This window comes from Bacillus spongiae, assembly GCF_037120725.1.
In the GTDB taxonomy this organism is placed as follows: Bacteria; Bacillota; Bacilli; order Bacillales; family Bacillaceae_K; genus Bacillus_CI; species Bacillus_CI spongiae.
Map to the genome: position 1 here is coordinate 49,571 of NZ_JBBAXC010000001.1, position 25,004 is coordinate 74,574.

General features: G+C 36.9%; 25 protein-coding genes and 2 other annotated features. Of the genes, 24 read left to right on the forward strand and 1 reads right to left on the reverse strand.

Translation table 11 applies throughout. The features are described from left to right. Window positions 1–36: 36 nt before the first annotated feature. The 22 genes from WAK64_RS00240 to WAK64_RS00345 all read left to right on the forward strand — a co-directional run bounded on the left by WAK64_RS00240 (window position 37) and on the right by WAK64_RS00345 (window position 22,487). Entirely contained in the window at window positions 37–534 is a 498-nt protein-coding gene (locus WAK64_RS00240) for a DinB family protein (RefSeq protein WP_336584912.1), read from the forward strand. A 303-nt stretch (window positions 535–837) separates the two neighbouring features. After that, window positions 838–1,554 carry a response regulator transcription factor gene (locus WAK64_RS00245; RefSeq protein WP_336584913.1) on the forward strand — a complete coding sequence of 239 codons (717 nt, stop codon included), beginning with the start codon at window positions 838–840 and terminating at the stop codon, window positions 1,552–1,554. Then, window positions 1,551–3,335: a two-component system histidine kinase PnpS gene (pnpS, locus tag WAK64_RS00250; RefSeq protein ID WP_336584914.1), complete on the forward strand. Its 1,785-nt coding sequence runs from the start codon at window positions 1,551–1,553 to the stop codon at window positions 3,333–3,335. Before WAK64_RS00245 ends, pnpS begins: the two co-directional genes overlap by 4 nt. A gap of 285 nt (window positions 3,336–3,620) precedes the next feature. Beyond that, on the forward strand, window positions 3,621–6,248 hold the full coding sequence (gene polA, locus WAK64_RS00255) for a DNA polymerase I (protein WP_336584915.1): 2,628 nt from the start codon (window positions 3,621–3,623) through the stop codon (window positions 6,246–6,248). An 18-nt stretch (window positions 6,249–6,266) separates the two neighbouring features. Then, entirely contained in the window at window positions 6,267–7,091 is an 825-nt protein-coding gene (mutM, locus tag WAK64_RS00260; protein WP_336584916.1) for a DNA-formamidopyrimidine glycosylase, read from the forward strand. A gap of 76 nt (window positions 7,092–7,167) precedes the next feature. Beyond that, window positions 7,168–7,794, forward strand: a complete 627-nt coding sequence (gene ytaF, locus WAK64_RS00265) for a sporulation membrane protein YtaF (protein WP_336584917.1) — start codon at window positions 7,168–7,170, stop codon at window positions 7,792–7,794. A 24-nt stretch (window positions 7,795–7,818) separates the two neighbouring features. Further along, a complete protein-coding gene (coaE, locus tag WAK64_RS00270; RefSeq protein ID WP_336584918.1) occupies window positions 7,819–8,421 on the forward strand; it encodes a dephospho-CoA kinase in 603 nt (200 codons plus the stop codon). A 259-nt stretch (window positions 8,422–8,680) separates the two neighbouring features. Next, window positions 8,681–9,712 (forward strand): glyceraldehyde-3-phosphate dehydrogenase, encoded by a 1,032-nt coding sequence (locus WAK64_RS00275; protein ID WP_336584919.1) that lies wholly within the window; start codon window positions 8,681–8,683, stop codon window positions 9,710–9,712. Window positions 9,713–10,087: 375 nt separating this feature from the next. After that, on the forward strand, window positions 10,088–10,468 hold the full coding sequence (speD, locus tag WAK64_RS00280) for an adenosylmethionine decarboxylase (RefSeq protein ID WP_336584920.1): 381 nt from the start codon (window positions 10,088–10,090) through the stop codon (window positions 10,466–10,468). 105 nt (window positions 10,469–10,573) lie between these two features. Further along, a complete protein-coding gene (locus WAK64_RS00285) occupies window positions 10,574–10,951 on the forward strand; it encodes a cytosolic protein (protein WP_336584921.1) in 378 nt (125 codons plus the stop codon). Window positions 10,952–11,089: 138 nt separating this feature from the next. Next, window positions 11,090–11,551 carry a transcriptional regulator NrdR gene (gene nrdR / locus WAK64_RS00290; protein ID WP_336584922.1) on the forward strand — a complete coding sequence of 154 codons (462 nt, stop codon included), beginning with the start codon at window positions 11,090–11,092 and terminating at the stop codon, window positions 11,549–11,551. Window positions 11,552–11,621: 70 nt separating this feature from the next. After that, the gene (locus WAK64_RS00295; RefSeq protein ID WP_336584923.1) at window positions 11,622–13,004 is read left to right on the forward strand and encodes a replication initiation and membrane attachment family protein; all 1,383 of its coding nucleotides are present in this window, start codon (window positions 11,622–11,624) and stop codon (window positions 13,002–13,004) included. Between the two features lie 9 nt (window positions 13,005–13,013). Then, window positions 13,014–13,949 (forward strand): primosomal protein DnaI, encoded by a 936-nt coding sequence (dnaI, locus tag WAK64_RS00300; protein ID WP_336584924.1) that lies wholly within the window; start codon window positions 13,014–13,016, stop codon window positions 13,947–13,949. A 238-nt stretch (window positions 13,950–14,187) separates the two neighbouring features. Next, window positions 14,188–15,045, forward strand: a complete 858-nt coding sequence (locus tag WAK64_RS00305) for a putative sporulation protein YtxC (RefSeq protein WP_336584925.1) — start codon at window positions 14,188–14,190, stop codon at window positions 15,043–15,045. A gap of 405 nt (window positions 15,046–15,450) precedes the next feature. Continuing rightward, window positions 15,451–17,382 carry a threonine--tRNA ligase gene (gene thrS / locus WAK64_RS00310; RefSeq protein WP_336584926.1) on the forward strand — a complete coding sequence of 644 codons (1,932 nt, stop codon included), beginning with the start codon at window positions 15,451–15,453 and terminating at the stop codon, window positions 17,380–17,382. Between the two features lie 259 nt (window positions 17,383–17,641). Next, window positions 17,642–17,780 (forward strand) — a sequence feature (ribosomal protein L20 leader region). A gap of 72 nt (window positions 17,781–17,852) precedes the next feature. Further along, entirely contained in the window at window positions 17,853–18,371 is a 519-nt protein-coding gene (gene infC / locus WAK64_RS00315) for a translation initiation factor IF-3 (protein WP_336585277.1), read from the forward strand. A 22-nt stretch (window positions 18,372–18,393) separates the two neighbouring features. Continuing rightward, complete coding sequence (rpmI, locus tag WAK64_RS00320; RefSeq protein ID WP_336584927.1) at window positions 18,394–18,591, forward strand: 50S ribosomal protein L35; 198 nt, start codon at window positions 18,394–18,396, stop codon at window positions 18,589–18,591. A gap of 36 nt (window positions 18,592–18,627) precedes the next feature. Beyond that, window positions 18,628–18,987 carry a 50S ribosomal protein L20 gene (rplT, locus tag WAK64_RS00325; RefSeq protein ID WP_336584928.1) on the forward strand — a complete coding sequence of 120 codons (360 nt, stop codon included), beginning with the start codon at window positions 18,628–18,630 and terminating at the stop codon, window positions 18,985–18,987. Between the two features lie 725 nt (window positions 18,988–19,712). After that, on the forward strand, window positions 19,713–19,940 hold the full coding sequence (locus WAK64_RS00330) for a DUF1294 domain-containing protein (protein WP_336585278.1): 228 nt from the start codon (window positions 19,713–19,715) through the stop codon (window positions 19,938–19,940). Window positions 19,941–20,013: 73 nt separating this feature from the next. Beyond that, the gene (locus tag WAK64_RS00335) at window positions 20,014–20,586 is read left to right on the forward strand and encodes a TVP38/TMEM64 family protein (protein WP_336584929.1); all 573 of its coding nucleotides are present in this window, start codon (window positions 20,014–20,016) and stop codon (window positions 20,584–20,586) included. 146 nt (window positions 20,587–20,732) lie between these two features. Then, window positions 20,733–21,218 carry a dUTP diphosphatase gene (locus tag WAK64_RS00340; RefSeq protein ID WP_336584930.1) on the forward strand — a complete coding sequence of 162 codons (486 nt, stop codon included), beginning with the start codon at window positions 20,733–20,735 and terminating at the stop codon, window positions 21,216–21,218. Window positions 21,219–21,401: 183 nt separating this feature from the next. Then, complete coding sequence (locus WAK64_RS00345) at window positions 21,402–22,487, forward strand: M42 family metallopeptidase (RefSeq protein WP_336584931.1); 1,086 nt, start codon at window positions 21,402–21,404, stop codon at window positions 22,485–22,487. 41 nt (window positions 22,488–22,528) lie between these two features. Here WAK64_RS00345 and sspI read toward each other — a convergent pair whose 3' ends face one another. Then, window positions 22,529–22,735, reverse strand: a complete 207-nt coding sequence (gene sspI / locus WAK64_RS00350; RefSeq protein WP_336584932.1) for a small acid-soluble spore protein SspI — start codon at window positions 22,733–22,735, stop codon at window positions 22,529–22,531. A 116-nt stretch (window positions 22,736–22,851) separates the two neighbouring features. On the opposite strand from sspI, the gene WAK64_RS00355 reads away from it, so the two are divergent. Together WAK64_RS00355 and pheS are read left to right on the forward strand one after the other, a co-directional pair. After that, a complete protein-coding gene (locus WAK64_RS00355; RefSeq protein WP_336584933.1) occupies window positions 22,852–23,610 on the forward strand; it encodes a TrmH family RNA methyltransferase in 759 nt (252 codons plus the stop codon). Window positions 23,611–23,674: 64 nt separating this feature from the next. Then, window positions 23,675–23,903, forward strand: a binding site (T-box leader). A 47-nt stretch (window positions 23,904–23,950) separates the two neighbouring features. Further along, window positions 23,951–24,988 (forward strand): phenylalanine--tRNA ligase subunit alpha, encoded by a 1,038-nt coding sequence (gene pheS, locus WAK64_RS00360; protein ID WP_336584934.1) that lies wholly within the window; start codon window positions 23,951–23,953, stop codon window positions 24,986–24,988. Window positions 24,989–25,004: the final 16 nt, after the last annotated feature.

Here is a 25,004-nt window from a genome sequence, read left to right on the forward strand (position 1 = left end):
ATGGAAATGAGAGCAAAGTGAGGGAAGAAAGTGACAATGACAAATCTAAATGAAATTTACGGAGAAACATTAGTAAAATCATTAAAAGGAGAACGTGGACATATTCCGATAGAGCGTGCTTTATCAGATATTGATTTTGAGCTTGCAGGAAAACGGATAAATGAGTTACCCTATACGATTTATGAACAAGTAAATCATATGCTGTATTGGCAGGATAAATTTTTAGAGTTTCTTCAAGGTCGACAGCCAGACATGCCTACAAGCGTTAAAGAAACTTGGCCAGAAGAAGATAAACCGCAAAATCAAGAAGAATGGGAAACAATCATCAATCGATTATTGTTAGGTGTAGAAAAAGCATGTGAAATAGCTATGACGGTCAAACTTAATGAACCTTTGGAAAAATGGCCAACTGAACATAAAGCAGGAATTTTAAGGAATATGGCCTCTCATAATTCTTATCATTTAGGAGAGATTGTTTTAATGCGTAGGTTATTTCGCGCATGGCCGCCTCCTGGTGGAGGATATCCAGCGTAAATAGAATGAAAAAATTGGTCGAGATTATCTGAAGTTCCTCTATAGCGTCACTGGGGATAGACTTATATAAGCTGAATATAGTGAAGACGTAATCTATCATTAGATTACGTCTTCACTGTTTTTAGAGGCTTATTTTGTATGAACAATAGTACACTCACTAAATAAAGTTTGCTTAACTCAAAATGACATGAAAAATAGAAATTTTAAGTAGGTGCTGGATAGCCACATAAATTATGATAATATGTAGTTAGGCTCGTTCATACTAGGGGTAAGGGGTTAATACAAATCATTTGGGAGGACCATATGGCGAGAAAAGTACTAGTTGTAGATGATGAGCAATCGATTGTTACCCTGTTAAAATACAATCTAGAGCAAGCAGGTTTTGAAGTGATAACAGCAAATGATGGGGAAGTTGGAATGAATAAGGCAATTGATGAAAAGCCGGATATCATTGTTCTCGATTTAATGCTGCCATCAATGGATGGAATTGAAGTTTGTAAACAACTTCGACAAGTTAAGGTGATGACACCTATCTTGATGTTAACAGCAAAGGACGATGAATTTGATAAAGTGTTGGGCCTAGAGCTCGGTGCGGATGATTATATGACCAAACCATTTAGCCCTCGTGAAGTGGTTGCTAGAGTAAAAGCCATTTTACGCAGAAGCCAAGCAGTTGTCGTTGAAGTACAGAAACCAGAAGAACAGAAGGATTACCTTCATGTTGGAGATCTTAAAGTATTCGCTGAACAATATGAAGCTTATTTTCAAGAAACGTTATTAGAACTTACTCCAAAAGAATTTGAATTATTACTTTACCTTTGTGAAAATAAAGGGCGGGTGTTAACAAGAGATCAGTTACTAAGTGCAGTTTGGAAGTATGACTTTGCTGGGGATACACGTATAGTAGACGTTCATATTAGTCACTTACGTGAGAAAATTGAAATGAATACAAAAAAACCAATCTATATAAAAACCATCCGTGGTTTAGGCTATAAATTAGAGGAACCAAAAACATTATGACAAAGTTTCGCTCTCGATTATTATTTGCCCTCATCACCTTGATTATGGTGGTATTGATAGCGGTTGGCGTTTTATTAGGGCAAGTGTTTAAAAGCTATCATTTAAACACGTTTAATTCTCGAATCGATATTGAAGGAGAATGGCTTGTTTCAGAGATTGAAGAAGCAGGAGGGTTAGAAAACCTCCGTGATATTCCACTTGAAGAGAGGAGTAATCTTCTTGAGGTGAGAATATCTATTCTTAACGCAAGTGGAGAAATAGTATTTGATGAAGGGGATTCACAAATCTCCACTCATCAAAAAGATATTGAAGAAATCTTCGCTAGTTGGAAGCGAACGGAAGATTCTTTTGAACTGAACAGAGATGACCTTGATGTCCGTTATTATGTAAAGGCGATTAAAAGTCCTGACGGCACTTCTGAAGGGTTATTAGTTTTTAGTACGTCAGTTGATATGCTGAAAGCTGCCTATCGTCAAATCTGGCAGGTATTAGCCATTTCACTTGGCTTGTCACTAATTGTGATTATCTATTTAGCTAGTAAAATAACGGCACAATACACGAAGCCAATCGAATCAGCAACAAATGTCGCGATTGAACTAGCGAAAGGAAATTATCGTGCAAGAACGTTTGAAGACCGAATTGACGAAACGAGTATGCTTAGTACTTCAATTAATATACTAGCACGTAATTTGCAAGAAATGGTTTCTGCACAAGAAATGCAGCAAGACAGAATCATGACCTTAATTGAGAATATGGGAAGTGGATTACTCCTAATTGATCCTAAAGGGTACATTGTATTAATAAATAAAGCATTTAAAGAACAATTTCACATCAATCCAACGGAATTATTAAGAAAGAGATACCATGAAGCCATTACCCACATCGATATTATAAAATTGGTTGAAGAAGTTTTTATGACTGAACAAAAAGTCAGAAAACCACTTTTACTTCAAGTGAATATAGAAATGCGCCACTTTGAAGTATACGGTGCGCCAATAATTGGAATGGGCGATGAATGGAAAGGGATATTGCTCGTATTTCACGATATTACAGAAATGAAAAAGCTAGAGCAAATGCGAAAAGATTTCGTAGATAATGTCTCACATGAATTAAAAACACCTATAACGTCCATTAAGGGCTTTTCTGAAACACTATTAGATGGTGCGATGAATGATAAAGAAGTTCTACAATCCTTTTTACATATTATTCTAAAAGAAAGTGACCGCTTGCAATCGCTCATTCAGGATTTATTAGATTTATCCAAAATGGAGAAGCAGGACTTTCAATTATCGTGTGAGAAGGTAAATCTAAATGAATTAATACGAGATGTCGTCATGATGCTTCAAAGCAAAGCGGATAAAAAGGCAATTCAACTTCTGTTGGATGGGGATGAAGAGGCAGTTATTGAAGGAGATTTGTACCGACTAAAACAAGTGTTTATAAATTTAATTAGTAACGGAATTTCCTATACACCTGAGAACGGAACGGTAGAGGTAATGATTAAGCCGATGGATGAAATAGTGAATGTAACTGTAAAAGATACTGGGGTTGGTATATCTTCTTCAGAAATACCACGTATCTTTGAACGGTTTTATCGAGTCGATAGGGCAAGAAGTCGAAATTCTGGTGGAACTGGTTTAGGGTTAGCGATTGTAAAACATTTAGTTGAAGCACATCATGGAAAGATTGAAGTAATGAGTGAAGAAGGAAAAGGAACGACCTTTACAATTACTCTCCATCGAGAACTGATTCAATTTATTAACAAAGAACGGATGAATTAACACTACTTTTACATTTGTTTAATTTTTCCTTAATAATGCATTGCTACAATCATAAATGAAAACCCCTTCATCCAAGGAGCCAAAAAAGGCGAGAACTGACCCCGTTCTCGCCTTTTTTATGTGCTTTAACAGTGGACATTAATTATGTAATTAATATCCACCTTAAACAAACAAATCAGTTGTGCTGTTGCTTTTTCCTTTCCTTAGAGGACATGTTAAAATAAAGAAAAAGACAACAGCTTTTTTATGTGTTATAACGGTGGCTTATTATTGGGAGGTTTATAAATGAAAAAGAAATTAGTCCTAATTGATGGTAATAGTATTGCATATCGAGCTTTTTTTGCTTTACCACTACTAAATAATAACAAAGGAATACATACAAATGCCGTGTATGGTTTTACAACAATGCTCATGAAGATATTAGAAGAAGAAAAACCATCACATATTTTGGTTGCATTTGACGCTGGAAAAACGACTTTCCGTCATTCAACATTTAAAGAATACAAGGGAGGGCGACAAAAAACTCCACCGGAATTATCCGAACAATTTCCTTTTATTCGAGAACTATTAGATGCATACGGTATTTCACGATATGAGTTAGAAAATTATGAGGCAGATGACATTATAGGTACACTCTCTCTTGAAGCAGAAAAGAATCAATTTGATGTGAAAATTATTTCTGGTGATAAAGACTTAACACAGCTTAGCTCTGAACAGACAACAGTAATGATTACTAAAAAAGGTATCACGGAGATGGAGGAATACACCCCAGTTCATATTAAGGAAAAATACGGATTATCTGTTGAGCAAATTGTGGATATGAAAGGCTTAATGGGAGATAGTTCCGATAATATTCCAGGTGTACCTGGTGTAGGTGAAAAAACGGCAATAAAATTATTAAAGCAATTTCAAACGGTTGAAGAATTATTGAACTCTATTGATCAAGTAAGTGGGAAAAAGTTGAAGGAAAAGTTAGAAGATAATAAACAGCAAGCCTTAATGAGTAAAGAGCTAGCCACGATCATTCGAGATGCGCCTGTAGAAGTAGGCGTGAAGAACCTTTCTTATGAAGGGGTCAATGCTGAAAAACTTAGTGAACTATTTAAAGATCTGGGCTTCCATTCTTTATTAGACAAATTAGATGTAGAAGATAATGAAGAAGAAGTGTTAGATGAAATTAACGTCCAAACGTTGACAGAAATAAAAAGAGAGCATTTAACATCACCTTCATACTTATACGTTGAAATGCTTGAAGAGAATTACCATAAAGGTGAAATACTAGGGATTGGATTACACAATCAAACAGGCACTTATTTTATTCCTTCTGAAGTGGCGTTTTCTTCCGATTTGTTCAAGGATTGGGTAGAAAATGAATCGGAGAGAAAAATAGTTTATGATACAAAACAAACCATCGTGTCGTTCAGACGTAGTGGTTTTACTATTAAAGGAATTGATTTTGATGTATTAATTTCTGCATATATTATTAACCCTTCTGCTAATCATGATGATTTCGCTTCATTAGCAAAAAGTCAAGGAGTATTGGCGATAAAGACAGATGAAGCTGTTTATGGTAAGGGAGCAAAGAAAGCGGCCCCAGCTCAAGAAATAATAGGAGAACATGTTGGTCGGAAAGTATCAACACTAGAGCAATTAAGTAATACTCTCCAACGTGAACTTGAGACAAATAATCAATTTTCACTGTTAGAAGAACTTGAATTACCTTTAGCATTTATTCTAGCGGAGATGGAATTAAAAGGGGTAAAAGTAAATAGAGAACGACTCCAACGAATGGGTGAAGAATTAAATGATCAACTAAGAGCCATTGAAGGGAAAATCTATGAATTAGCAGGTGAAACTTTTAATATTAATTCGCCAAAACAACTTGGAGTTATTTTATTTGAAAAGCTAGAACTTCCCGTTATAAAAAAGACGAAAACAGGCTATTCTACTTCAGCTGACGTATTAGAAAAGCTTCAGTCAAAACATGAGATTATTGACTTTATACTTCATTACCGTCAATTAGGCAAATTGAATTCAACTTACATTGAAGGTTTATTAAAAGTAGTAAATCAAGACACAAATAAAATCCATACCCGTTTTAATCAAGTATTAACTCAAACAGGAAGGTTAAGTTCAATAGATCCTAATTTACAAAACATACCGATTCGATTGGAAGAAGGGAGAAGAATTCGTCAAGCATTTGTGCCTTCAAAACCAGGATGGTTAATGTTTGCTGCTGACTATTCACAAATTGAGCTCCGCGTTTTAGCCCATATTGCTAATGATGAAAAATTAATTCAAGCGTTCAAAGAAGGATTAGACATTCATACGAAAACGGCAATGGATGTGTTTGGTGTAAAGCAAGAAGAAGTGACATCAAATATGAGACGTCATGCGAAAGCTGTCAATTTTGGAATTGTTTATGGTATTAGTGATTATGGGTTGTCACAAAGCTTAAATATTACGCGAAAAGAAGCTGGGAAGTTTATTGAAACGTATTTAAATAGCTTCCCTGGGGTTAAAGATTATATGGATAGTATTGTTTTAGATGCAAAGCAGAGAGGGTATGTTACGACTTTACTAAATCGCAGACGTTATATACCTGAAATAACTAGCCGAAACTTTAATTTAAAAAGCTTTGGAGAACGTACAGCGATGAATACCCCTATTCAAGGAAGCGCTGCAGACATCATAAAAAAAGCGATGATTCATATGGCTGAAGGGTTAAAGGAAAAGGGTTTACAAACTCGTCTTCTTCTTCAAGTACATGATGAACTGATTTTTGAAGCGCCAAAAGAAGAAATTGAAACATTAATACAGCTTGTTCCTGAAATAATGGAAAATGCAATTGAATTGTCCGTTCCGCTCAAGGTAGATTATTCATATGGTGAAACGTGGTATGATGCAAAATAGTTCGTTGAGGTGATAAAAATGCCTGAATTACCGGAGGTTGAAACCGTAAAAAGAACGCTAAACGAATTAATTACGGAGAAAACGATTAAATCTGTTTCTGTATATTGGTCCAAAATAATAAAAAAGCCAGAGGAAATAGAGCAGTTTCAAGATGCGCTTATCGGTGAAAAAATTGAGAAAGTTCGTAGGCGTGGAAAGTTCCTTATTATTGACACCACCCACTATTCTTTAGTTTCACATTTGAGAATGGAGGGGAAATATGGTTTATATAATGAAAAAGATGAACTTGCTCCACATACTCATGTAATTTTTCATTTCGTTGATGAATCGGCATTAAGGTACCGAGATGTAAGAAAGTTTGGTACGATGCATTTGTTTCCTAAAGGAAAGGAAGAAGAAAGTCCCCCATTATCACGACTTGGTCCAGAACCATTTTCAGAGAAGTTCAGTCCAACTTTCCTTAAAGAGAAGTTAAACAAAACTGAAAGAGCGGTCAAAGCAGCTCTTCTTGACCAATCATTATTAGTGGGTTTAGGTAATATTTATGTCGATGAAGTGTTATTTAAAGCTGGTGTTCATCCAGATAGAAAAGGAAAATCACTAAAAGAAGATGAAATTAACTTGCTTCATTCAGCCATACATAAAACGCTTAATGAAGCCGTCGAAAAGGGTGGTAGTACCATTCGCTCATATATCAATAGTCAAGGGAAAATCGGTACATTTCAAGACTCATTATACGTGTATGGTCGAAAGGACAAACCTTGTAAGCAATGTGGAAACCCAATTAGTAAAAAGGTAACTGCTGGTCGTGGGACACATTATTGTGCTCATTGTCAGTCATAAATACAGAATTTCTTTAACATGAAATTAGCTCCTTCCATATACTATCGTAGCATTTTTTATGGAAGGGGCTTTTTGTATGAACAGTGATATTTCTTTATTATTACTTGCTTTTGCTGTTAGTTTAGATAGCTTTAGCACTGGTCTCACATACGGACTACGAAAAATGGGGATGCCCTTAAAGTCAATTTTGATCATTTCTTTCTGTTCAGCAGGCTCCCTCTTGGCTGCAATGTCATTAGGTCAAATGCTGCAAAATATATTGTCAGCAGATTGGGCTAGTCGAATCGGTGGACTCATTTTGGTTATGTTGGGACTATGGGTTCTCTACCAATTCTTTCAACCAGAAAAGCAAGTGGAGCAAGATGGGACCATTTTAAATGTTGAAATTAAGTCTTTAGGTGTTGTAGTTCAAATTTTAAAAAGACCTCTTTCTGCTGACATTGACCGGTCTGGGACGATTACTGGAATTGAAGCCTTGCTACTCGGTGTCGCCCTATCGTTAGATGCTTTTGGAGCAGGAATAGGAGCAGCATTGCTTGGCTTTTCCCCGTTTTTTCTAGCTGTGTGTGTAGTATTAATGAGCTTTGCCTTTTTATCATCAGGATTGAAGTTAGGACAGCTTTTTTCTCATCTTCAATGGGTTCAAAGAGTATCCTTTTTGCCAGGAATCATATTAATTTTTATCGGAATTTTACGTTTCTAGTATCGAAGAAAGGGAGCAAATGAAATGGTCTTAATTATTGGGTTAACAGGTGGAATTGCTAGTGGAAAGAGTACAGTGTCTTCTCTGTTGAAGAAGAGAGGGTTCACAATCATAGACGCAGATATTGCAGCTAGAAAGGTTGTGCAACCTGGAGAAGAAGCTTATAAACAAATTATTAAAGAATTTGGTGAAGAAATTATTTTACCCAATAATGAAATTAACCGGCAAATGCTTGGCGAAATAATTTTCCATCAAGAGGGGAAACGAAAAAAATTAAATGGTATCGTTCATCCGGCAGTCCGAAAGACAATGATGGCTCAAAAAGAAGAAGCGATAGCAAACGGGAAAAAGACAATCTTTATGGATATCCCCTTGCTGTTTGAAAGTGACTTAGTGTGGATGGTCGACAAGATTCTGGTTGTCTACGTGGACCCTGCCACACAGCTATCTCGTTTAATGGAACGTAATCAGCTATTAGAAAGAGAGGCGATGGCGAGAATTTCCTCACAAATGTCATTAGAGGAAAAAGTGGACAGAGCCTCTGCTGTTGTTAATAATAATTCAACCATTGAAAATACAGATGAACAGCTAGAAGCACTATTAACGACCTGGAACCTACAGCCGTAATGACTATTACGATTGAGTACTGTTTCGTACCTTGAACCAAATAAAAATAGCTCCTTAATGTGATTGTTATTTTCAATAAGAAACATAATTGAGCTCGTGTGTATGAATGTGTTTTGTTTAGTTTGACTTCGGGTAGTTATTCAGAATTATTAAACATTTATAAAGAAGAAAAATAAATCACCTGCCTATCGGTTAATATGTTATACTAATTACAAGAATACCACTTAAAAGTATAACACTTATATTAGGGGGCGCCGAGATGAAGGCAAAAGTTGCGATTAATGGGTTTGGCCGTATAGGTAGAATGGTTTTCCGAAAGGCTATGGAGGATAAAGAGTTAAATATAGCGGCTATAAATGCAAGTTATCCTGCTGAAACGTTAGCACATTTAATTAAATATGATACGACTCATGGTACTTTTGATGGTGAAGTTTTAGTAGAAGACAATAAGCTAGTTGTAAATGGACATAGAGTGCTACTTTTAAATAATCGTGACCCTGAACAATTACCATGGAAAGACTTAGCTATTGATATTGTTATTGAAGCAACAGGAAAATTTAACTCTAAAGATAAAGCGGCATTACATGTCAAAGCTGGAGCAAAAAAAGTGATTTTAACTGCACCAGGGAAACAAGAAGATATCACCATTGTGATGGGCGTAAATGAAAGCGCATTAAATATTGAAAAACATACAATCATCTCAAATGCATCTTGCACAACAAATTGCTTAGCTCCTGTTGTAAAAGTCTTGGATGATCAATTTGGAATTGAGAACGGTCTAATGACCACCATACATGCGTATACAAATGATCAAAATAATATCGATAACCCTCATAAAGACTTACGCAGAGCAAGAGGGTGCGCACAGTCTATTATTCCAACGACGACAGGTGCTGCTAAAGCACTTTCACTTGTCTTACCACATTTGAATGGGAAGCTACATGGAATGGCATTACGCGTACCGACTCCGAATGTATCACTTGTAGATCTAGTAGTGGATTTAAAGCAAGATGTCACAGTAGATACGATTAATCATGCTTTTCAAACAGCAGCAAAGGGATCGTTTGATGGAATCATTCAATATACAACTGAGCCACTTGTATCGGTTGATTTTAACACGAATCCACATTCGGCAATTATAGATGGATTATCTACAATGGTCATGGAAAATCGGAAAGTGAAAGTTCTTGCTTGGTATGATAATGAGTGGGGATATTCATGTAGAGTTGTAGACTTAACAAAGCATGTAGCAAGTTTGATGAATCAAGAGGTACAAATGAAGATAAGCTAAACATTATATATTTATGAAAAAGCCTGTGTTGTACAGGCTTTTTCGTTTTGTCAAAATGTTTATCACTCATGTAATTTAATGCAATCTTTAAAGTAGTAGAATGTTTTCTACCTAGTAAAGGAAGAGTCATTCAATATACATACTAAATTCAAAATCAATAGCTAGTGCGCAAAATATTTAAAAAGGTTATTGCAAAATGAAAATAAACAAAGTATACTATTTTTCGTGAACTTCTTGATTGCAAAAAGTACTTATATGGCTACTTAAAGGGTTAGGACCTCTTCGGACTAACTTTCCCCCGTGGTAGTTATATTACTGCGTTAGAGTTGAGTTCATTTTGACAAAAAAAATCGATGTCAAAGGGGGAAGCGACTAATGGAAACAATGGGTCGTCATGTAATTTCAGAATTATGGGGCTGTGACTTTGAAAAGCTAAATAATATGGAAAAAATAGAGCAAATTTTTGTAGATGCTGCATTAAAATCAGGTGCTGAAGTAAGAGAGGTTGCCTTTCATAAATTTGCACCACAAGGTGTGAGTGGAGTAGTGATAATTTCTGAATCTCACTTAACTATTCATAGTTTCCCAGAACATGGTTATGCTAGTATAGATGTATATACATGTGGGGATATGGATCCGAATATTGCCGCAAATCATATTGCAGATGCATTAAATGCACAAACACGTGAAAATATTGAAATTCCACGAGGAATGGGTCCTGTTCAAATGAAACGACCGGAAGTAAAAGCGCTATAATGCTGATAAATACAAAAGAGGTGTATGTCAACATACACCTCTTTTCGTTATATTACTGTCAGATCATTTGACATTAAACTGATTTTACATAAGGAGGAGTAAAAAATGGCTGGTCTAAAAACACTTTTTATTCGTTTTAGTCAGGAATGTGAAACATCGGATATGCATCAAGACCAAGAGCTACAAACACAATATTATAAAGCATCTTTTGACAAAGTAATGTCAATCGTTGAGGAATTATTTTCCTCAAAAGAATACAAAATTCAATCTGTGTCCAAAGATCATGGGGAAATTTCAGTAGGAAAAAGTGGGAAACTTTTTATAGTAGCTACTGTTTTAACAGTTCAGCCTTTTGAAACGGCTGTAGATTTTAAAGTAACTGCTGATAAAACAGTCATCACAGGGGCATACCCTAGATTAAAAACAGAAATCCTTTCCTACTACAGAAAACTGAATCAACAATTAACTCCTGTAAAAAAATAAGGCGATTGGCCTTATTTTTTTATTTTTTCAGAGTAGAGCAAAAGATTCTACCCTATCACGTTCCTTCTTCACTTGTGTAATAGACGTCTTTTCTATAAGATAAAAGAAATAGATATTTGTTTGAGCGGAGTTGATGAAATGAAATGTCCATCTTGCCATACGAATGCAACGAGAGTTGTCGATTCACGTCCAGTTGATGATGGCCGTTCGATTAGAAGAAGAAGAGAATGTGAAGAATGTACTCATCGATTTACGACATTTGAAAAGATTGAAGAACTTCCGTTGATTGTCGTTAAAAAGGAAGGTACAAGGGAAGAATTTAGTCGGGAAAAAATGTTGAGAGGGCTCATAAAAGCATGCGAGAAACGTCCAGTTGCATTAGAAGAATTGGAACAAATTACGTCCTCTATTGAAAAGGAGCTTCGAAGAGAAGGTAGTTCAGAAATTCATTCGGAAATAATCGGCGAGAAAATCATGGATCGATTAGCAAAAGTGGATGAAGTTGCATACGTACGATTTGCATCCGTATATAGGCAGTTTAAAGATATAAATGTATTCCTTGATGAATTAAAAGAATTAATAAAAAAAGAGCAATCATGAGCTAAAGGAGTTTGTTTTAGCTCTTTTCTCTATTTATTATGAAATAGACGTAAAGAAAGGTTGAAGGGGTATGAACAAACACTGGAAAGAACTCCAACCAGTGGATATGTATCAAATAAAGGTGAATGGTATTTTGCATGAATATCATCGACAGGTGTTGACGTTTTTATATCAGCCCTTAATCGGGACAGAATGCTACAGTTTTTATATGACATTATGGGCTGAAGTGGAAAGGCAATCACAATTGTCGGAGTCTAACTCACATTATCACCTCATGAATTTTTTATCCTTTAACATTCAGGAAATTTATGAAGCTCGCTTGAAGCTGGAGGGGATGGGGTTGTTGAAAACGTACGTAAATCGCTCTGATGATTTGCGTCATTTCATATATGAAATTCAGCCTCCACTGTCACCAAATGCATTTTTTACTGATGGCATGCTTAATGTTTACTTATATCGGAAAATTGGGAAGTCACATTTTTTAAAGTTGAAGGACTTCTTTTCATCAAATAGTATAAGCCATAATGATTACATTGACGTAACACGTTCGTTTCAAGATATCTTTTTATCGTCTCATACCATTTCATTGCTTGATCAAGAAGCAGAGCAACATAGCCAAGTAGATGATACGAAAGAATTACTTGAAGAAAAGCAAAATAAAGGTTTACAGCTAGATTCCCATCATTTTGATATGGATCTATTATTAGCTGGCTTATCAGAATCTATGGTTCCTAGAAGGGCATTTACACACAAGGTAAAAGAAGTCATAGGAAAGCTCTCTTATTTATATGGCATAAACGCTGTGCAAATGAAGAATATTGTGCTGCAAGCCATGGTTGCAGAGGATGAAATTGATGTTGATTCGCTGCGGAAAGCTGCGCGCGATTGGTTTCAAGTTCAACATGGCGAGGTATTTCCTCATTTAGCAATGAAAGTGAGCCATAAACAAACGGTTACGGATCCGAAAACACAAGAAGAGAAGTTAATCTATTATTTAGAGAATACGTCACCGAAAGAACTACTTTCTGATCTGTCAAACGGGGCAGAACCAACATCAGGTGATATGAAGATAATAGAAGGAGTCATCTTTAATCAAAAATTACCATTAGGGGTAATCAATGTTCTCATTCATTATGTAATGTTGCGCACGGATATGAAGCTAACGAAGGGATACGTTGAGAAAATCGCTTCTCATTGGGCAAGAAAGAACATAACCAACGTCAAAGATGCTATGGCGGTAGCGAAACAAGAGCATCGACAATATCTAGACTGGGCAGATGGTAAAAAAGAGAAGAAGACGACTAGGAAAAATACGATTAGAACTGAAAAATTGCCTGAGTGGTTTGAAGAATCTAGTGTGATGAAAAAAACAGAAGAACCGAATGAAGAACTATATGATTTTGAAGCAGAAAAGAAGAAGTTAGAAGAGAAGCTTAAGAAGTATAAAAAGTAGGAGGCTGTTATGGAACCAATCAATAAAACGCTAAAAAAAATAGCATCATCGCCAAAATTTCAACAAACATACAATGAAATGAAAAATGAAATTTTATCAGATGAGAATGTCCAGCGCTTTCTTCAGCAACATTCAGCAGAATTAGCTTCTAACTCTATTGAAACAGGCTTGATGAAGTTATATGAATACAGCTCACAAAAAAAGCAATGTAAAGGATGTCCTAGCCTAGAGGGTTGTAGGAACATGATGAAAGGCTTTGAACCAGAGTTGTTTATGAGAGGAAGTGTGATTGATATTAACTATCGACCATGTCCTAGTAAAATCCTTCATGATGAACGTAGTTATCTAGAAGAGTTGATTCAAAGTATATATGTTCCAAAAGATATATTACATGCGACATTTGCTGATATTGCACTTGATACGCCTTCCCGTATGAGAGCGGTGAAAGCCTCGGAAGAGTTTGTAGAAGCTTATTCTGCTGATAAGAAAGTGAAGGGTTTATACTTGTTTGGAAAATTTGGTGTGGGAAAATCGTATTTATTAGGAGCAATTGCGAATGGATTAGCAGAAAAGAAAGTTCCTTCTTTGATCGTCTATGTGCCGGAATTTTTCCGCGAAATGAAGCAATCCTTACAAGATAAAAGCTTAAATGATAAATTGAAGAAAATTAAAACAGCTCCTGTTTTAATGCTTGATGATATAGGAGCAGAATCGATGTCTAGTTGGATTCGTGATGATGTTTTAGGGACGATTTTACAGTATCGAATGCTCGAAGATCTACCGACTTTCTTTTCTTCAAACTTTGATTTTGAAGGCCTTCTACACCACCTAACATACTCGCAAAGAGGCGAGGAAGAAAAAATGAAGGCAGCTCGTATAATGGAACGAATGAAATATTTAGCAACCCCAATTAATTTGGACGGTCCGAATCGTCGTGATTTATAGGCTATCATTTGATAGTCTTTTTTTTATCAGAAATAACACCCTGTTTAAGTAAATACTCTATATTGACGTATAATTTATAGATTGTTTTGTAAAAAATAACACTTCCTGTTGTTTGGTTTTGACGGAAATGAATTTAGGTCTTAACCACTTTCTTTTCGTTTTCATAAATTCACTTCTAAAATAACCAAGCTATCCATATATATATACCAGTGAAATGGCGATTAAAGGAGGGAAGGAAATGTTTGAAATTCTCTTCAAACAAGAAAGTGATGGAGAGTATCTTCAGCAATGCTTAAAAATGCACGGAATATCTTCTGGGCTACATAAAACCACCTTTCAAAATCAATTGTTTTATCAAGTATCTTTCAAAGAAGCAGTGATGGGAAAAATACAAGATGTAGTAAAAGAACTAATTATAAATAAAAAGCGAAAAGAATGGGCTTCTTACTATTTATTTGATTATTTTTATTATGATGATGAAGGTGAACACGAGCATGTATTGCAAATTGTTTTAGAGATGTTCTTAGGTGAGAGAGAAGAGCTTGTGTCTTTATTAAACCAGTGGGATGAGGATAGTTTTATTCAAGGTGCAATTGAGGGGTTGATAGGAGGAAATGGACCTATATCGTTCGATTCTTTTGTGAAGTTTCGTTTAAAGGAATACCAAAATCGGATTATTCAATATGTAGAGATAGCTATTGATGAATACAAAATGGAGCAAGACTACCAAATGTTTATTCAAACTCTACGTGAATACATTTTTGAAAAAGAAGGTAAAATCAAAAGTGTACATGTATATCTTTTAGATCATAAGTCAATTTTTTATTCGGATGAACTGAAAGAAATGAAACGAGATGAACTTATTTCCAAGCTAGATAAAAGGTTGTTTATTAACCATCCGTTATATATTGATTCAGTCACTATCGCACCTTTACTTTCTTTAGCGCCGAAAAAGATATATCTATATACGAGTAAAGAGGAAAATGGATTAGTTCGAACGATAAAAAATATTTTTGAAGAAAGGGTCGAGATATTACCTGGACCATATTTACTTGAAAAATTAAAGGAGTCAACAAAAGATGTAGTAAATGAGTAAGGCAATAAGGCCTCTGAAAAGATTTTTTGAATTATCTTGATTTCTTCATCATAACCGAATATAATAACCTACATATTATAATAGTACAGGTTATGATGAGGACATGGGTGATTGTGTGCGATTCTCAGAGAGGGAAGACTAGGCTGGAATCTTCCTAATTCGGCTCAACTACTTACCACCTCTAAACTTCAACCTTGAACGGGAGAAAGTGAGCTTTCTAACTATTAATGGTTGACGGTCGCAGCCGTTATCTGATCTGGAGATGTCGTTCTGTTATATCTTTAATAGAACACGTAAAGTAGGGTGGAACCACGAATTACTTATTGAGAAGATAAGCCTCGTCCCTTCATGTATACATGAAGGAACGAGGCTTTTTATATTTATTTTTTAAGGAGTGAAGAAAATATGTCAGATTTCGTGAAAATTGCATTTCCTGACGGAGCCGTTAAGGAGTATCCGAAAGGTATATCAACTGAAGACATTGCGGCTTCAATTAGCCCAGGGTTAAAAAAGAAGTCGATTGCAGGTAAACTAAACAATGAATTAATTGATTTGCGCACACCGATTCAAACAGATGGGTCAATTGAAATTGTAACAGTTGGATCAGAAGATGCGTTAGAAGTGCTACGTCATAGTACAGCTCACTTAATGGCACAGGCGATTAAACGCTTATTCGGAAACGTTCAACTAGGTGTTGGTCCAGTAATTGAAGGGGGTTTCTATTATGATATTGATGCAGAAGAAACCTTAACAAGTGATGATTTAGAAAAAATAGAAAAAGAAATGAAAAAAATTGTAAACGAAAACCTTGAAATCGTTCGTGAAGAGGTTTCACGCGATGAAGCAAAAGCGATGTTTGAAGGAATCAATGATCAATATAAGCTTGAGCTATTAGAAGCAATCCCAGCTGATGAAGAGGTTTCAATTTATAAGCAAGGAGAGTTCTTCGATTTATGTCGTGGAATTCACGTTCCATCAACTGGTAAAATTAAGGAATTTAAACTGTTAAGTCTTGCAGGTGCATACTGGCGTGGCGATAGTAATAATCAAATGCTACAACGTATTTATGGCACAGCCTTTTTCAAGAAGGAAGAATTAAAAGAGCATTTGCGCCTTCTAGAAGAAGCAAAAGAACGAGATCACCGCAAGCTTGGAAAAGAGTTAAATCTGTTTACCAATTCTCAAAAAGTAGGACAGGGCTTTCCACTTTGGTTACCTAAAGGAGCAACCGTCCGTCGTATGATCGAACGTTATATCGTCGATAAAGAAGAAAGGCTTGGCTATGACCATGTCTATACTCCTGTCCTTGGAAGTGTGGAACTTTATAAAACGAGTGGGCATTGGGATCATTATCAAGAAAATATGTTTCCTGTAATGGATATGGATAATGAGCAACTTGTGCTACGCCCAATGAACTGTCCTCATCACATGATGATCTATAAAAATGGCATTCACAGTTATCGTGAATTACCTATAAGGATTGCAGAATTAGGAACAATGCACCGCTATGAAATGTCTGGAGCACTCTCTGGTTTGCAGCGTGTACGTGGTATGACATTAAATGATGCTCACCTCTTTGTACGCCCAGATCAAATTAAGGAAGAATTCAAACGGGTCGTCCTATTAATTATGGAAGTATATAAAGATTTTGATTTAAATGATTACTCTTTCCGTCTTTCTTATCGTGATCCTGAAGACAAAGAAAAATATTTTGATGATGATGACATGTGGAATAAAGCGCAAGCGATGCTTAAGGAAGCGATGGATGAGCTTGACCTTCAGTACTTTGAAGCGGATGGAGAAGCAGCATTCTATGGCCCTAAACTTGATGTTCAAGTAAAAACGGCTCTCGGAAAAGAAGAAACTTTATCCACTGTCCAACTAGATTTCTTATTGCCGGAACGCTTTGATTTAACATACGTAGGTGAAGATGGAAAGCACCATCGCCCTGTTGTTATTCACCGTGGGGTTGTCTCTACAATGGAACGTTTTGTCGCCTTCCTCATTGAAGAATACAAAGGCGCTTTCCCAACTTGGTTAGCACCTGTTCAAGTACAAGTAATTCCTGTATCTCCAGAAGTTCATTTCGAGTATGCAAAAGAAGTTCAGGAACAGCTACAGGCTCAAGGAATACGTGCAGAATTGGATAGCCGTGATGAAAAAATTGGCTATAAAATTCGCGAAGCGCAAGTTCAAAAAGTTCCTTATATGCTCGTTGTAGGCGATAATGAAATTCAAGATAAAGCGGTAAATGTTCGTAAATATGGTGAGAAAAAATCAGAAACAGTACCATTAGATAGCTTTATCAAAAACATTACGACTGAGGTTGCAAAATAATAAAACAAGCTGGGAGTATCAAGCTCCTAGCTTGTTTTATTGTTAACCGGAGCTATGTAGGAAGGGAAATGTTTGAAATGACAAATACTGACCTGAAAAGAGCGGTCGGTTAGAAATGATTAGTTCAATGAAATTAAAAAGATGTTGCGAAAATATTAATTGTCTGTTAAGATAAAAGACGTTGTGATTTTAATGAGCGATTATTTGACAGCTTAGATAGGCTTATGATATAGTTATCAAGGTAAATTGAATACATGATGTGGAGAAGAAGAAGCAACCCGCTTCTCACCTGATTGACGCAGTAAGCAGTTAGCAGGTTTTGTGAATTTAAACGATAGCGTTTTGTACGCTTTGCTTTTAATGCGGGTGATTTCTTTCACGCGTATTTTTTTGTGTGTAAAGCCTGCAGTCGGGACTAACAACTACTTCAACACAAAACAGTATTCAGGACAATACTTTGGAGGTGGCTCATTATTAGCAAAGATATGATGGTAAACGATGGCATTCGTGCCCGTGAAGTTCGTCTTATTGGTCAAAATGGTGACCAGCTTGGAATTAAATCTAAGCGTGACGCTCTCGAAATTGCTGAACGTGCAAATTTGGATCTTGTATTAGTTGCACCAAACGCGAAACCACCAGTAGCTCGTATCATGGACTACGGTAAATTTAAGTTTGAACAACAAAAGAAAGACAAAGAAGCTCGTAAAAATCAAAAGGTTATTAACCTTAAAGAAGTGCGTCTAAGCCCAACGATTGATGAACATGACTTTAACACGAAGCTTCGTAACGCTCGTAAGTTCCTTGAAAAAGGGGACAAGGTTAAAGCATCAATTCGATTTAAAGGTCGTGCAATCACTCATAAAGAAATTGGTCAACGAGTTCTTGACCGTTTTGCTGAGGCTTGTAAGGATGTTGCAACTATTGAATCCAAACCAAAAATGGATGGACGCAGCATGTTCTTACTCTTAGCACCTATTAACGAAAAGTAACGTACCCGAGGAGGAATACCAAATGCCAAAAATGAAAACTCACCGCGGCTCTGCAAAACGTTTCAAAAAGACAGGTTCTGGTAAACTTAAACGTTCTCATGCTTATACAAGCCACTTATTCGCTAACAAATCTACGAAACAAAAGCGTAAGCTACGTAAAAGCGCAGTTGTTTCAAAAGGTGATTTCAAACGCATTCGTCATATGCTAGACAACTTGTAAACACAGATTTTGAAGGAAAACTAGGAGGGAAATATTATGCCACGCGTAAAAGGCGGAACAGTTACACGCAGACGTCGTAAAAAAGTTATTAAATTAGCTAAAGGTTATTTCGGTTCTAAACACACTTTATATAAAGTTGCCAATCAACAAGTAATGAAATCTTACATGTATGCTTACCGCGATCGTCGCCAGAAAAAGCGCGACTTCCGTAAGTTATGGATTACTCGTATCAATGCAGCATCTCGTATGAATGGTCTTTCTTACAGCCGTTTAATGCACGGACTAAAGCTTGCTGGTATTGAAGTAAACCGCAAGATGCTTGCTGAGCTTGCTATTTCTGATGAAAAAGCATTTGCTCAATTAGCTGATGCTGCAAAAGCTCAACTAAACAAGTAAGTTGATAAAGGTCGTTCTCTTTTTGAGAATGACCTTTTTACATATGTATTGAATTGAAGGCTATGTGCTGCTGAGCAAGCCGACTCCGCAAGGCCTACAGGAAGTAGGACATGAAGGCGTTGCGACAGGACGTCGTGAACTTAGCCTTCGTTCCTTAATAGACTCAAGTTTATACGTCGCTGAACGGCCGACTCCGCATTTCTTTGTTGTCCAGTTGCGGCGGCTTGTGGCTCGGGGTCAACTGCCACCTCACTCCGAAGGTCAGGACCTTCTGCGTGATGCGTCAGTTGCCTGTCGCCCCAGAAAGAGCCGCCTCCGCATTTCGTGTTGTCCAGCTTCGTCGGGTAGCAGCTCGGGGTCATTTGTCAAACCACTCCGGAAATCAGGATTTCCTACGTGCTTCGCCAAATGCCTGTCGCTGCTGAGCAACCCGACTCCGCAAGGCCTACAGGAAGTAGGTCATGAAGGCGTTGCGACAGGACGTCGCGAACTAAGCCTTCGTACCTACCTTAAAGGTGTCCAGCTCCGTCGGCCAGCGCCTAGTAAACTTGCCCTCTCCTCCTTACGATAAGTCAACATCGAATTGCTTTGCAATTCGTGTTTCCTTTATCTCATGCGGAGCGGTACAAGTTTATACGTCGCTGAACGTCCGACTCCGCATTTCAAATTGAGGTGATGATTTGGTACTGTTGTTATTTATTTATATTGTTATGGTTAATGTTGTAATGCTTATTTTAATGAGAATGGATAAGAGACGTGCACAAAAGGGTGCCAATCGAATTAGGGAAAAGACATTATGGAAAGGGAGTTTCCTTGGTGGCGGCTTGGGAGCTTTTGTTGGGATGAAAACATACAGACATAAAACTAAACATAAGTCTTTTTCATGGGGGCTCCCAATATTGACGATTTTTCAGCTTATGCTTTTTAGTTTCCTGTTCATATTGTTATCATAGGGTTCAATTTTCGGAATAAGATAGATAGTAGTTGAAGGAATGTGTATATGGAAGCGGAAAGAAGGTGAGCGGGATGGATAGTAAGACGATGTTACTATTCTCTTTTGTAGAAACCTGGGGAATCCTTGCACCATTAGCCTTTATTCTTTTTCATGTTCTTCGTCAATTTCTGTTCATACCTGTTATTTTAGTTTGTATGGCAGGTGGCGTTCTATTTGGAAGTTTACTCGGTACTTTGTATTCCATTATTGGCTTAACGTTATTATCTAGTTTATTTTTTATAGGTATTCATAAATTTCCGAAGTTTTATGAAAAGCTTCTTTTAATGAAAAATAAATGGTTTGGGCCGCATGCTCGTTTAACCGTTGGACAAATCACTGTTCTTCGACTTATTCCCTTTGTTCATTACCAGCTGTTAAATGTATGTTTAATGGAACGAAGAAAAGGTTTTAAAGAGTACGTTAAGAGCTCGTTTCTTACGAATTTACCATTGGCATTTTTCTATACTGTTTTTGGAGAATTTATCTCTGAGTTCACGCCATCGATGATAGTTCTAATCTTGCTTGCATTAGGTGTCTTATTATATGTTCTGAGAGAAAAGGTAACGGTAATGAAATGGAAGGAATTTTTTCAACCAATGAACTAACACAGTCAAGCTCAAATAGAGGTTGACTTTTTTGTGCTGGATGGGAAGGGGATTTGAAGGAGTAAGTAGCTGTTTATCATACAACCATGGAAGAATGTTTGCTATAATTTTAATCATTATGATTGCAAATCTTGAAAGGAGCTACTATGAATATCCAATCACTATATACGATGCAAAAGTCATTAGATACTTATATAGAAAAAACACAAAAGGTCGAGGATGAAGATCTCTTTTCTCGCAAGCTACTTGCATTATTAGTTGAAGTAAGCGAGCTTGCAAATGAAACACGATGTTTTAAATTTTGGAGTCAAAAAGGACCCTCTGAACGAAGTATTATTTTAGAGGAGTTTGTCGATGGTGTGCATTTTATTTTATCGCTAGGAATTGAGATTGGAATCGAGGAGTTTACCATTCAGACAAACGGAACGGAACGACAATTAACAAATCAATTTTTGAATGTGATGAATGCCGCTCATATATTTGGAGTTTCCCGATCTGATGAAGATTACAGTACTCTTATTCATCACTATTTTTATCTTGGTCAGTTATTAGGTTTCTCCGAAAGAGATATTGTACAAGCCTATCACAAGAAAAATGAAGTGAATTATCAAAGACAACAAGAAGGATATTAGTCTTCATTTTTTGATTGACTGAAATGGTTTTAGTATAATAAGTTTATCTTATTGTATTTGTTGATTGGCGATAATGATTCACAATTCGACTAATCAAGGAAGAACAATCTGCTACTATATGTCTCCAAGTTTAGTGTCTATAAGTTGATACATATGATTATTGTGAATGGAAGGAGTTTTACTTTGAAGAATTTAGACGCAACATTAACTATGTTAAAGGATTTAACCGATGCAAGAGGGGTTCCGGGTAACGAGAGCGAAGTTCGAAAAGTAATGAAAGAATACATTGAACCATATGCTGACGAGATTACAACAGATGGGTTAGGAAGTTTAATTGCGAAAAAAGTTGGCGATGAAAAGGGCCCGAAGATTATGGTTGCGGGACACTTAGATGAAGTGGGATTTATGGTTACTCGGATTGACGACAAAGGATTTTTACGCTTCCAAACAGTAGGAGGCTGGTGGTCTCAAGTCATGCTTGCACAACGTGTAACGATTGTCACAAGAAAAGGGGACGTAACAGGGGTAATTGGCTCAAAACCACCTCATATATTACCCCCAGAAGCTCGTAAAAAGCCAGTCGATATAAAAGATATGTTTATTGATATTGGTGCTTCAAGTAAAGAAGAAGCGATGGAGTGGGGTATTCTTCCAGGAGATATGGTTGTTCCTTATTTTGAGTTTACAGTCATGAATAATGAAAAAATGTTACTTGCTAAAGCGTGGGATAATCGTATTGGCTGCGCGATTGCCATTGATGTACTTAAAAACTTAAAAGGGGAAGAGCACCCGAATGTTGTTTACGGTGTAGGTACAGTTCAAGAGGAAGTAGGCTTGCGCGGAGCTCGTACTTCAGCTCAAACGATTAAACCAGATATTGCCTTTGCAGTGGACGTAGGAATTGCAGGGGATACACCTGGAATTTCCAAAAAGGATGCTTCTAGCAAGATGGGGGATGGACCGCAAATTATCCTTTATGATGCATCAATGGTTTCGCACAAAGGACTTCGCGATTTTGTAACAAATACGGCAGATGAATTAGAAATCCCATACCAATTTGATGCAATAGCGGGTGGAGGAACTGATTCAGGTGCGATTCATTTAACAGCAAATGGTGTCCCTGCGTTATCGATTACCATCGCCACACGCTATATTCATTCTCATGCAGCTATGCTTCATCGTGATGATTATGAAAATGCTGTTAAGCTAATTACGGAAGTAATTAAACGTCTTGATAAAGATACAGTAGCTAATATTACATTTGATTAATAAAAAAGGAGAGCGAGGGATATTCCCTAGCTCTCCTACTTTTATTTAAGCACATTTTCTAGTTTTTCTAATACGACTGACTGTTCTTGTGGAGAAGCATTTTGCCAGTACACTTCAAACAGTACCCCTAGCCCTGGAAGCATTTTTTCTTCTCCACTTTGAATGGCATCTACAATCGTATCTTTGAATTCTTCTTGCGAATTTCCTGATACATTGTGAATGATGGCATTACGAAGGTTTAAGCCCATTACACATTACGCTCCTTTAAAAGTAATCTTGTTTATCATTTGTTCAGTGTTCATTTATTATGTGCAAAAGTTCATGTATAATGTAAAAACTGAAGAAACTTTAGGGAGCGATGGGCTTGAAAGTTGTGGAATCTGTTAAAAATCCAAAAGTGAAACAATGGAAAAAATTACTAACAAGAAAAGAACGAGACAAAACCGGTATGTTTATCGTGGAAGGGTTTCATTTAGTAGAAGAAGCATTGAAGGAACAAGGTCAAGCTCTTGAAATTATGATGAGTGAAGACATTACACTACCTACTAATTGGAATGTGGATAACATTTCTATAACTCGCTTATCCAGGGAGGTGGCAAAGGCCATATCGGATACGGAGAACGAACAAGGGATTTTTGCTGTCTGCGTCCAACAACAGGCTGAAGATAAGTTTGAAGGAACCTCTTTTTTACTTCTTGATTCCGTACAAGATCCTGGGAATCTCGGCACGATGATTCGGACGGCAGACGCTGCTGGAATGGATGCTGTCATTCTTGGGGATGGAACGGTTGATCCATATAATCCAAAAGTAATTCGTTCTGCTCAAGGCAGCCATTTTCACCTTCCTATATATCGTCAAAACTTAAACGATACGCTTACTACCCTGCAACAACAAGGTGTGAAGGTATATGGGACAGCGCTTGAAAATGGGGTGGATTATTCAACCGTAACAATAAACGAGCCATTTGCAATTGTAGTTGGGAATGAAGGAAGTGGTATAACAAAGGAGTTATTAGCTAGAACCGATCAAAATCTTTACATACCAATACATGGGAAGAGTGAATCCTTAAATGTAGCGGTAGCAGCTGGAATATTAATGTATTATGGTCGAATTGGAAAATAAGGGTGGGCTTGAAATTTAGTTGTGACCTATACTATAATAGATTTCATATGATAAAGTACATATGAAAAAAACGATGATAGAGAAAAGTAGCTTGCTTCTTTTTTTTCAGGGAGAAATGCCTTGACTGGAAGCATTTTAAGAAAGTGCAAGCGAAGTTCACCTCTGTAGTTGGCGTTAGGACCATTTTTTAAAATGTAAAGACGTTCCGGATAGAAATCCGTTATCTCAATGAAGCTAGCATAGAATATTTGTGCTCAGTAGGGTGGTACCGCGAATGTAACCTCGTCCCTTCTATAGGGATGAGGTTTTTTTATTTTTTAGATTAAAAGGAGGAAGTAATATGGAGTCAAGATTAAAGGAACTTCAATTAGAAGCTCTTAAGAAAATAGACGAAGCAATTGATTTAAAGCAATTAAATGAAGTCCGCGTAGCCTACTTAGGAAAAAAAGGACCAATTACAGAAGTATTACGTGGAATGGGAAAGTTGTCAGCAGAAGAACGTCCTAAAATGGGTGCGTTGGCAAACGAAGTGCGAGGTGAAATCGGACAGTCCCTTGAGAAAAAACAAAGTAAGCTTGAGCGGGATGCGGTTGAAAAGCAGTTAGCTTCTGAAACCATCGATGTGACGCTACCAGGGAGTCCTGTAAAGGAAGGGAATCACCATCCGTTAACAAGAGTAATCGAAGAGATTGAAGATCTATTTATCGGTATGGGCTACCAAGTTGCTGAAGGTCCAGAAGTGGAAAAGGACTATTATAACTTTGAGGCTTTGAATTTACCAAAAGGTCACCCAGCACGTGATATGCAGGATTCGTTTTATATAACGGAAGAAATTTTATTGCGTACTCATACTTCTCCTGTTCAGGCAAGAACAATGGAGAAACATGCAGGAGAAGGGCCTGTAAAAATCATTTGTCCAGGAAAAGTGTACCGTCGTGATTCTGATGATGCGACACATTCTCATCAATTTATGCAAATAGAAGGATTAGTGATTGATGAAAATATTTCGATGAGTGACTTAAAGGGAACTTTACAAGTATTTGCTAAAAAGATCTTCGGTGAAGAGCGTGAAATTCGTTTACGTCCAAGCTTTTTCCCATTTACAGAGCCTTCTGTTGAGATGGATATTTCTTGTAAAATGTGTGATGGAAAAGGCTGCTCAGTATGTAAAAGAACGGGTTGGATTGAGATTTTAGGAGCGGGCATGGTGCATCCTAATGTATTGGAAATGGCAGGTTTCGATTCAAAGAAATATTCAGGTTTTGCGTTTGGAATGGGTCCTGAGCGTATTGCGATGCTAAAATATGGTGTCGATGATATTCGTCATTTCTATACAAATGATATTCGTTTCTTAAAACAGTTTCATGAGCATGAGTAAAATTAAAGGAGGGTAT

Excerpts from the sequence above, each read along its gene's own strand:
- ytaF (WP_336584917.1), top strand. The coding sequence starts at position 7,168 with ATGAACAGTGATATTTCTTTATTATTACTTGCTTTTGCTGTTAGTTTA.
- speD (WP_336584920.1), top strand. The coding sequence starts at position 10,088 with ATGGAAACAATGGGTCGTCATGTAATTTCAGAATTATGGGGCTGTGAC.
- pheS (WP_336584934.1), top strand. The coding sequence starts at position 23,951 with ATGGAGTCAAGATTAAAGGAACTTCAATTAGAAGCTCTTAAGAAAATA.
- rpmI (WP_336584927.1), top strand. The coding sequence starts at position 18,394 with ATGCCAAAAATGAAAACTCACCGCGGCTCTGCAAAACGTTTCAAAAAG.
- WAK64_RS00305 (WP_336584925.1), top strand. The coding sequence starts at position 14,188 with ATGTTTGAAATTCTCTTCAAACAAGAAAGTGATGGAGAGTATCTTCAG.
- WAK64_RS00285 (WP_336584921.1), top strand. The coding sequence starts at position 10,574 with ATGGCTGGTCTAAAAACACTTTTTATTCGTTTTAGTCAGGAATGTGAA.
- nrdR (WP_336584922.1), top strand. The coding sequence starts at position 11,090 with ATGAAATGTCCATCTTGCCATACGAATGCAACGAGAGTTGTCGATTCA.
- WAK64_RS00240 (WP_336584912.1), top strand. The coding sequence starts at position 37 with ATGACAAATCTAAATGAAATTTACGGAGAAACATTAGTAAAATCATTA.
- thrS (WP_336584926.1), top strand. The coding sequence starts at position 15,451 with ATGTCAGATTTCGTGAAAATTGCATTTCCTGACGGAGCCGTTAAGGAG.
- sspI (WP_336584932.1), bottom strand. The coding sequence starts at position 22,735 with ATGGGCTTAAACCTTCGTAATGCCATCATTCACAATGTATCAGGAAAT.
- rplT (WP_336584928.1), top strand. The coding sequence starts at position 18,628 with ATGCCACGCGTAAAAGGCGGAACAGTTACACGCAGACGTCGTAAAAAA.
- pnpS (WP_336584914.1), top strand. The coding sequence starts at position 1,551 with ATGACAAAGTTTCGCTCTCGATTATTATTTGCCCTCATCACCTTGATT.
- coaE (WP_336584918.1), top strand. The coding sequence starts at position 7,819 with ATGGTCTTAATTATTGGGTTAACAGGTGGAATTGCTAGTGGAAAGAGT.
- WAK64_RS00295 (WP_336584923.1), top strand. The coding sequence starts at position 11,622 with ATGAACAAACACTGGAAAGAACTCCAACCAGTGGATATGTATCAAATA.
- mutM (WP_336584916.1), top strand. The coding sequence starts at position 6,267 with ATGCCTGAATTACCGGAGGTTGAAACCGTAAAAAGAACGCTAAACGAA.
- WAK64_RS00330 (WP_336585278.1), top strand. The coding sequence starts at position 19,713 with ATGCTTATTTTAATGAGAATGGATAAGAGACGTGCACAAAAGGGTGCC.
- WAK64_RS00340 (WP_336584930.1), top strand. The coding sequence starts at position 20,733 with ATGAATATCCAATCACTATATACGATGCAAAAGTCATTAGATACTTAT.
- polA (WP_336584915.1), top strand. The coding sequence starts at position 3,621 with ATGAAAAAGAAATTAGTCCTAATTGATGGTAATAGTATTGCATATCGA.
- WAK64_RS00275 (WP_336584919.1), top strand. The coding sequence starts at position 8,681 with ATGAAGGCAAAAGTTGCGATTAATGGGTTTGGCCGTATAGGTAGAATG.
- dnaI (WP_336584924.1), top strand. The coding sequence starts at position 13,014 with ATGGAACCAATCAATAAAACGCTAAAAAAAATAGCATCATCGCCAAAA.
- WAK64_RS00335 (WP_336584929.1), top strand. The coding sequence starts at position 20,014 with ATGGATAGTAAGACGATGTTACTATTCTCTTTTGTAGAAACCTGGGGA.
- WAK64_RS00245 (WP_336584913.1), top strand. The coding sequence starts at position 838 with ATGGCGAGAAAAGTACTAGTTGTAGATGATGAGCAATCGATTGTTACC.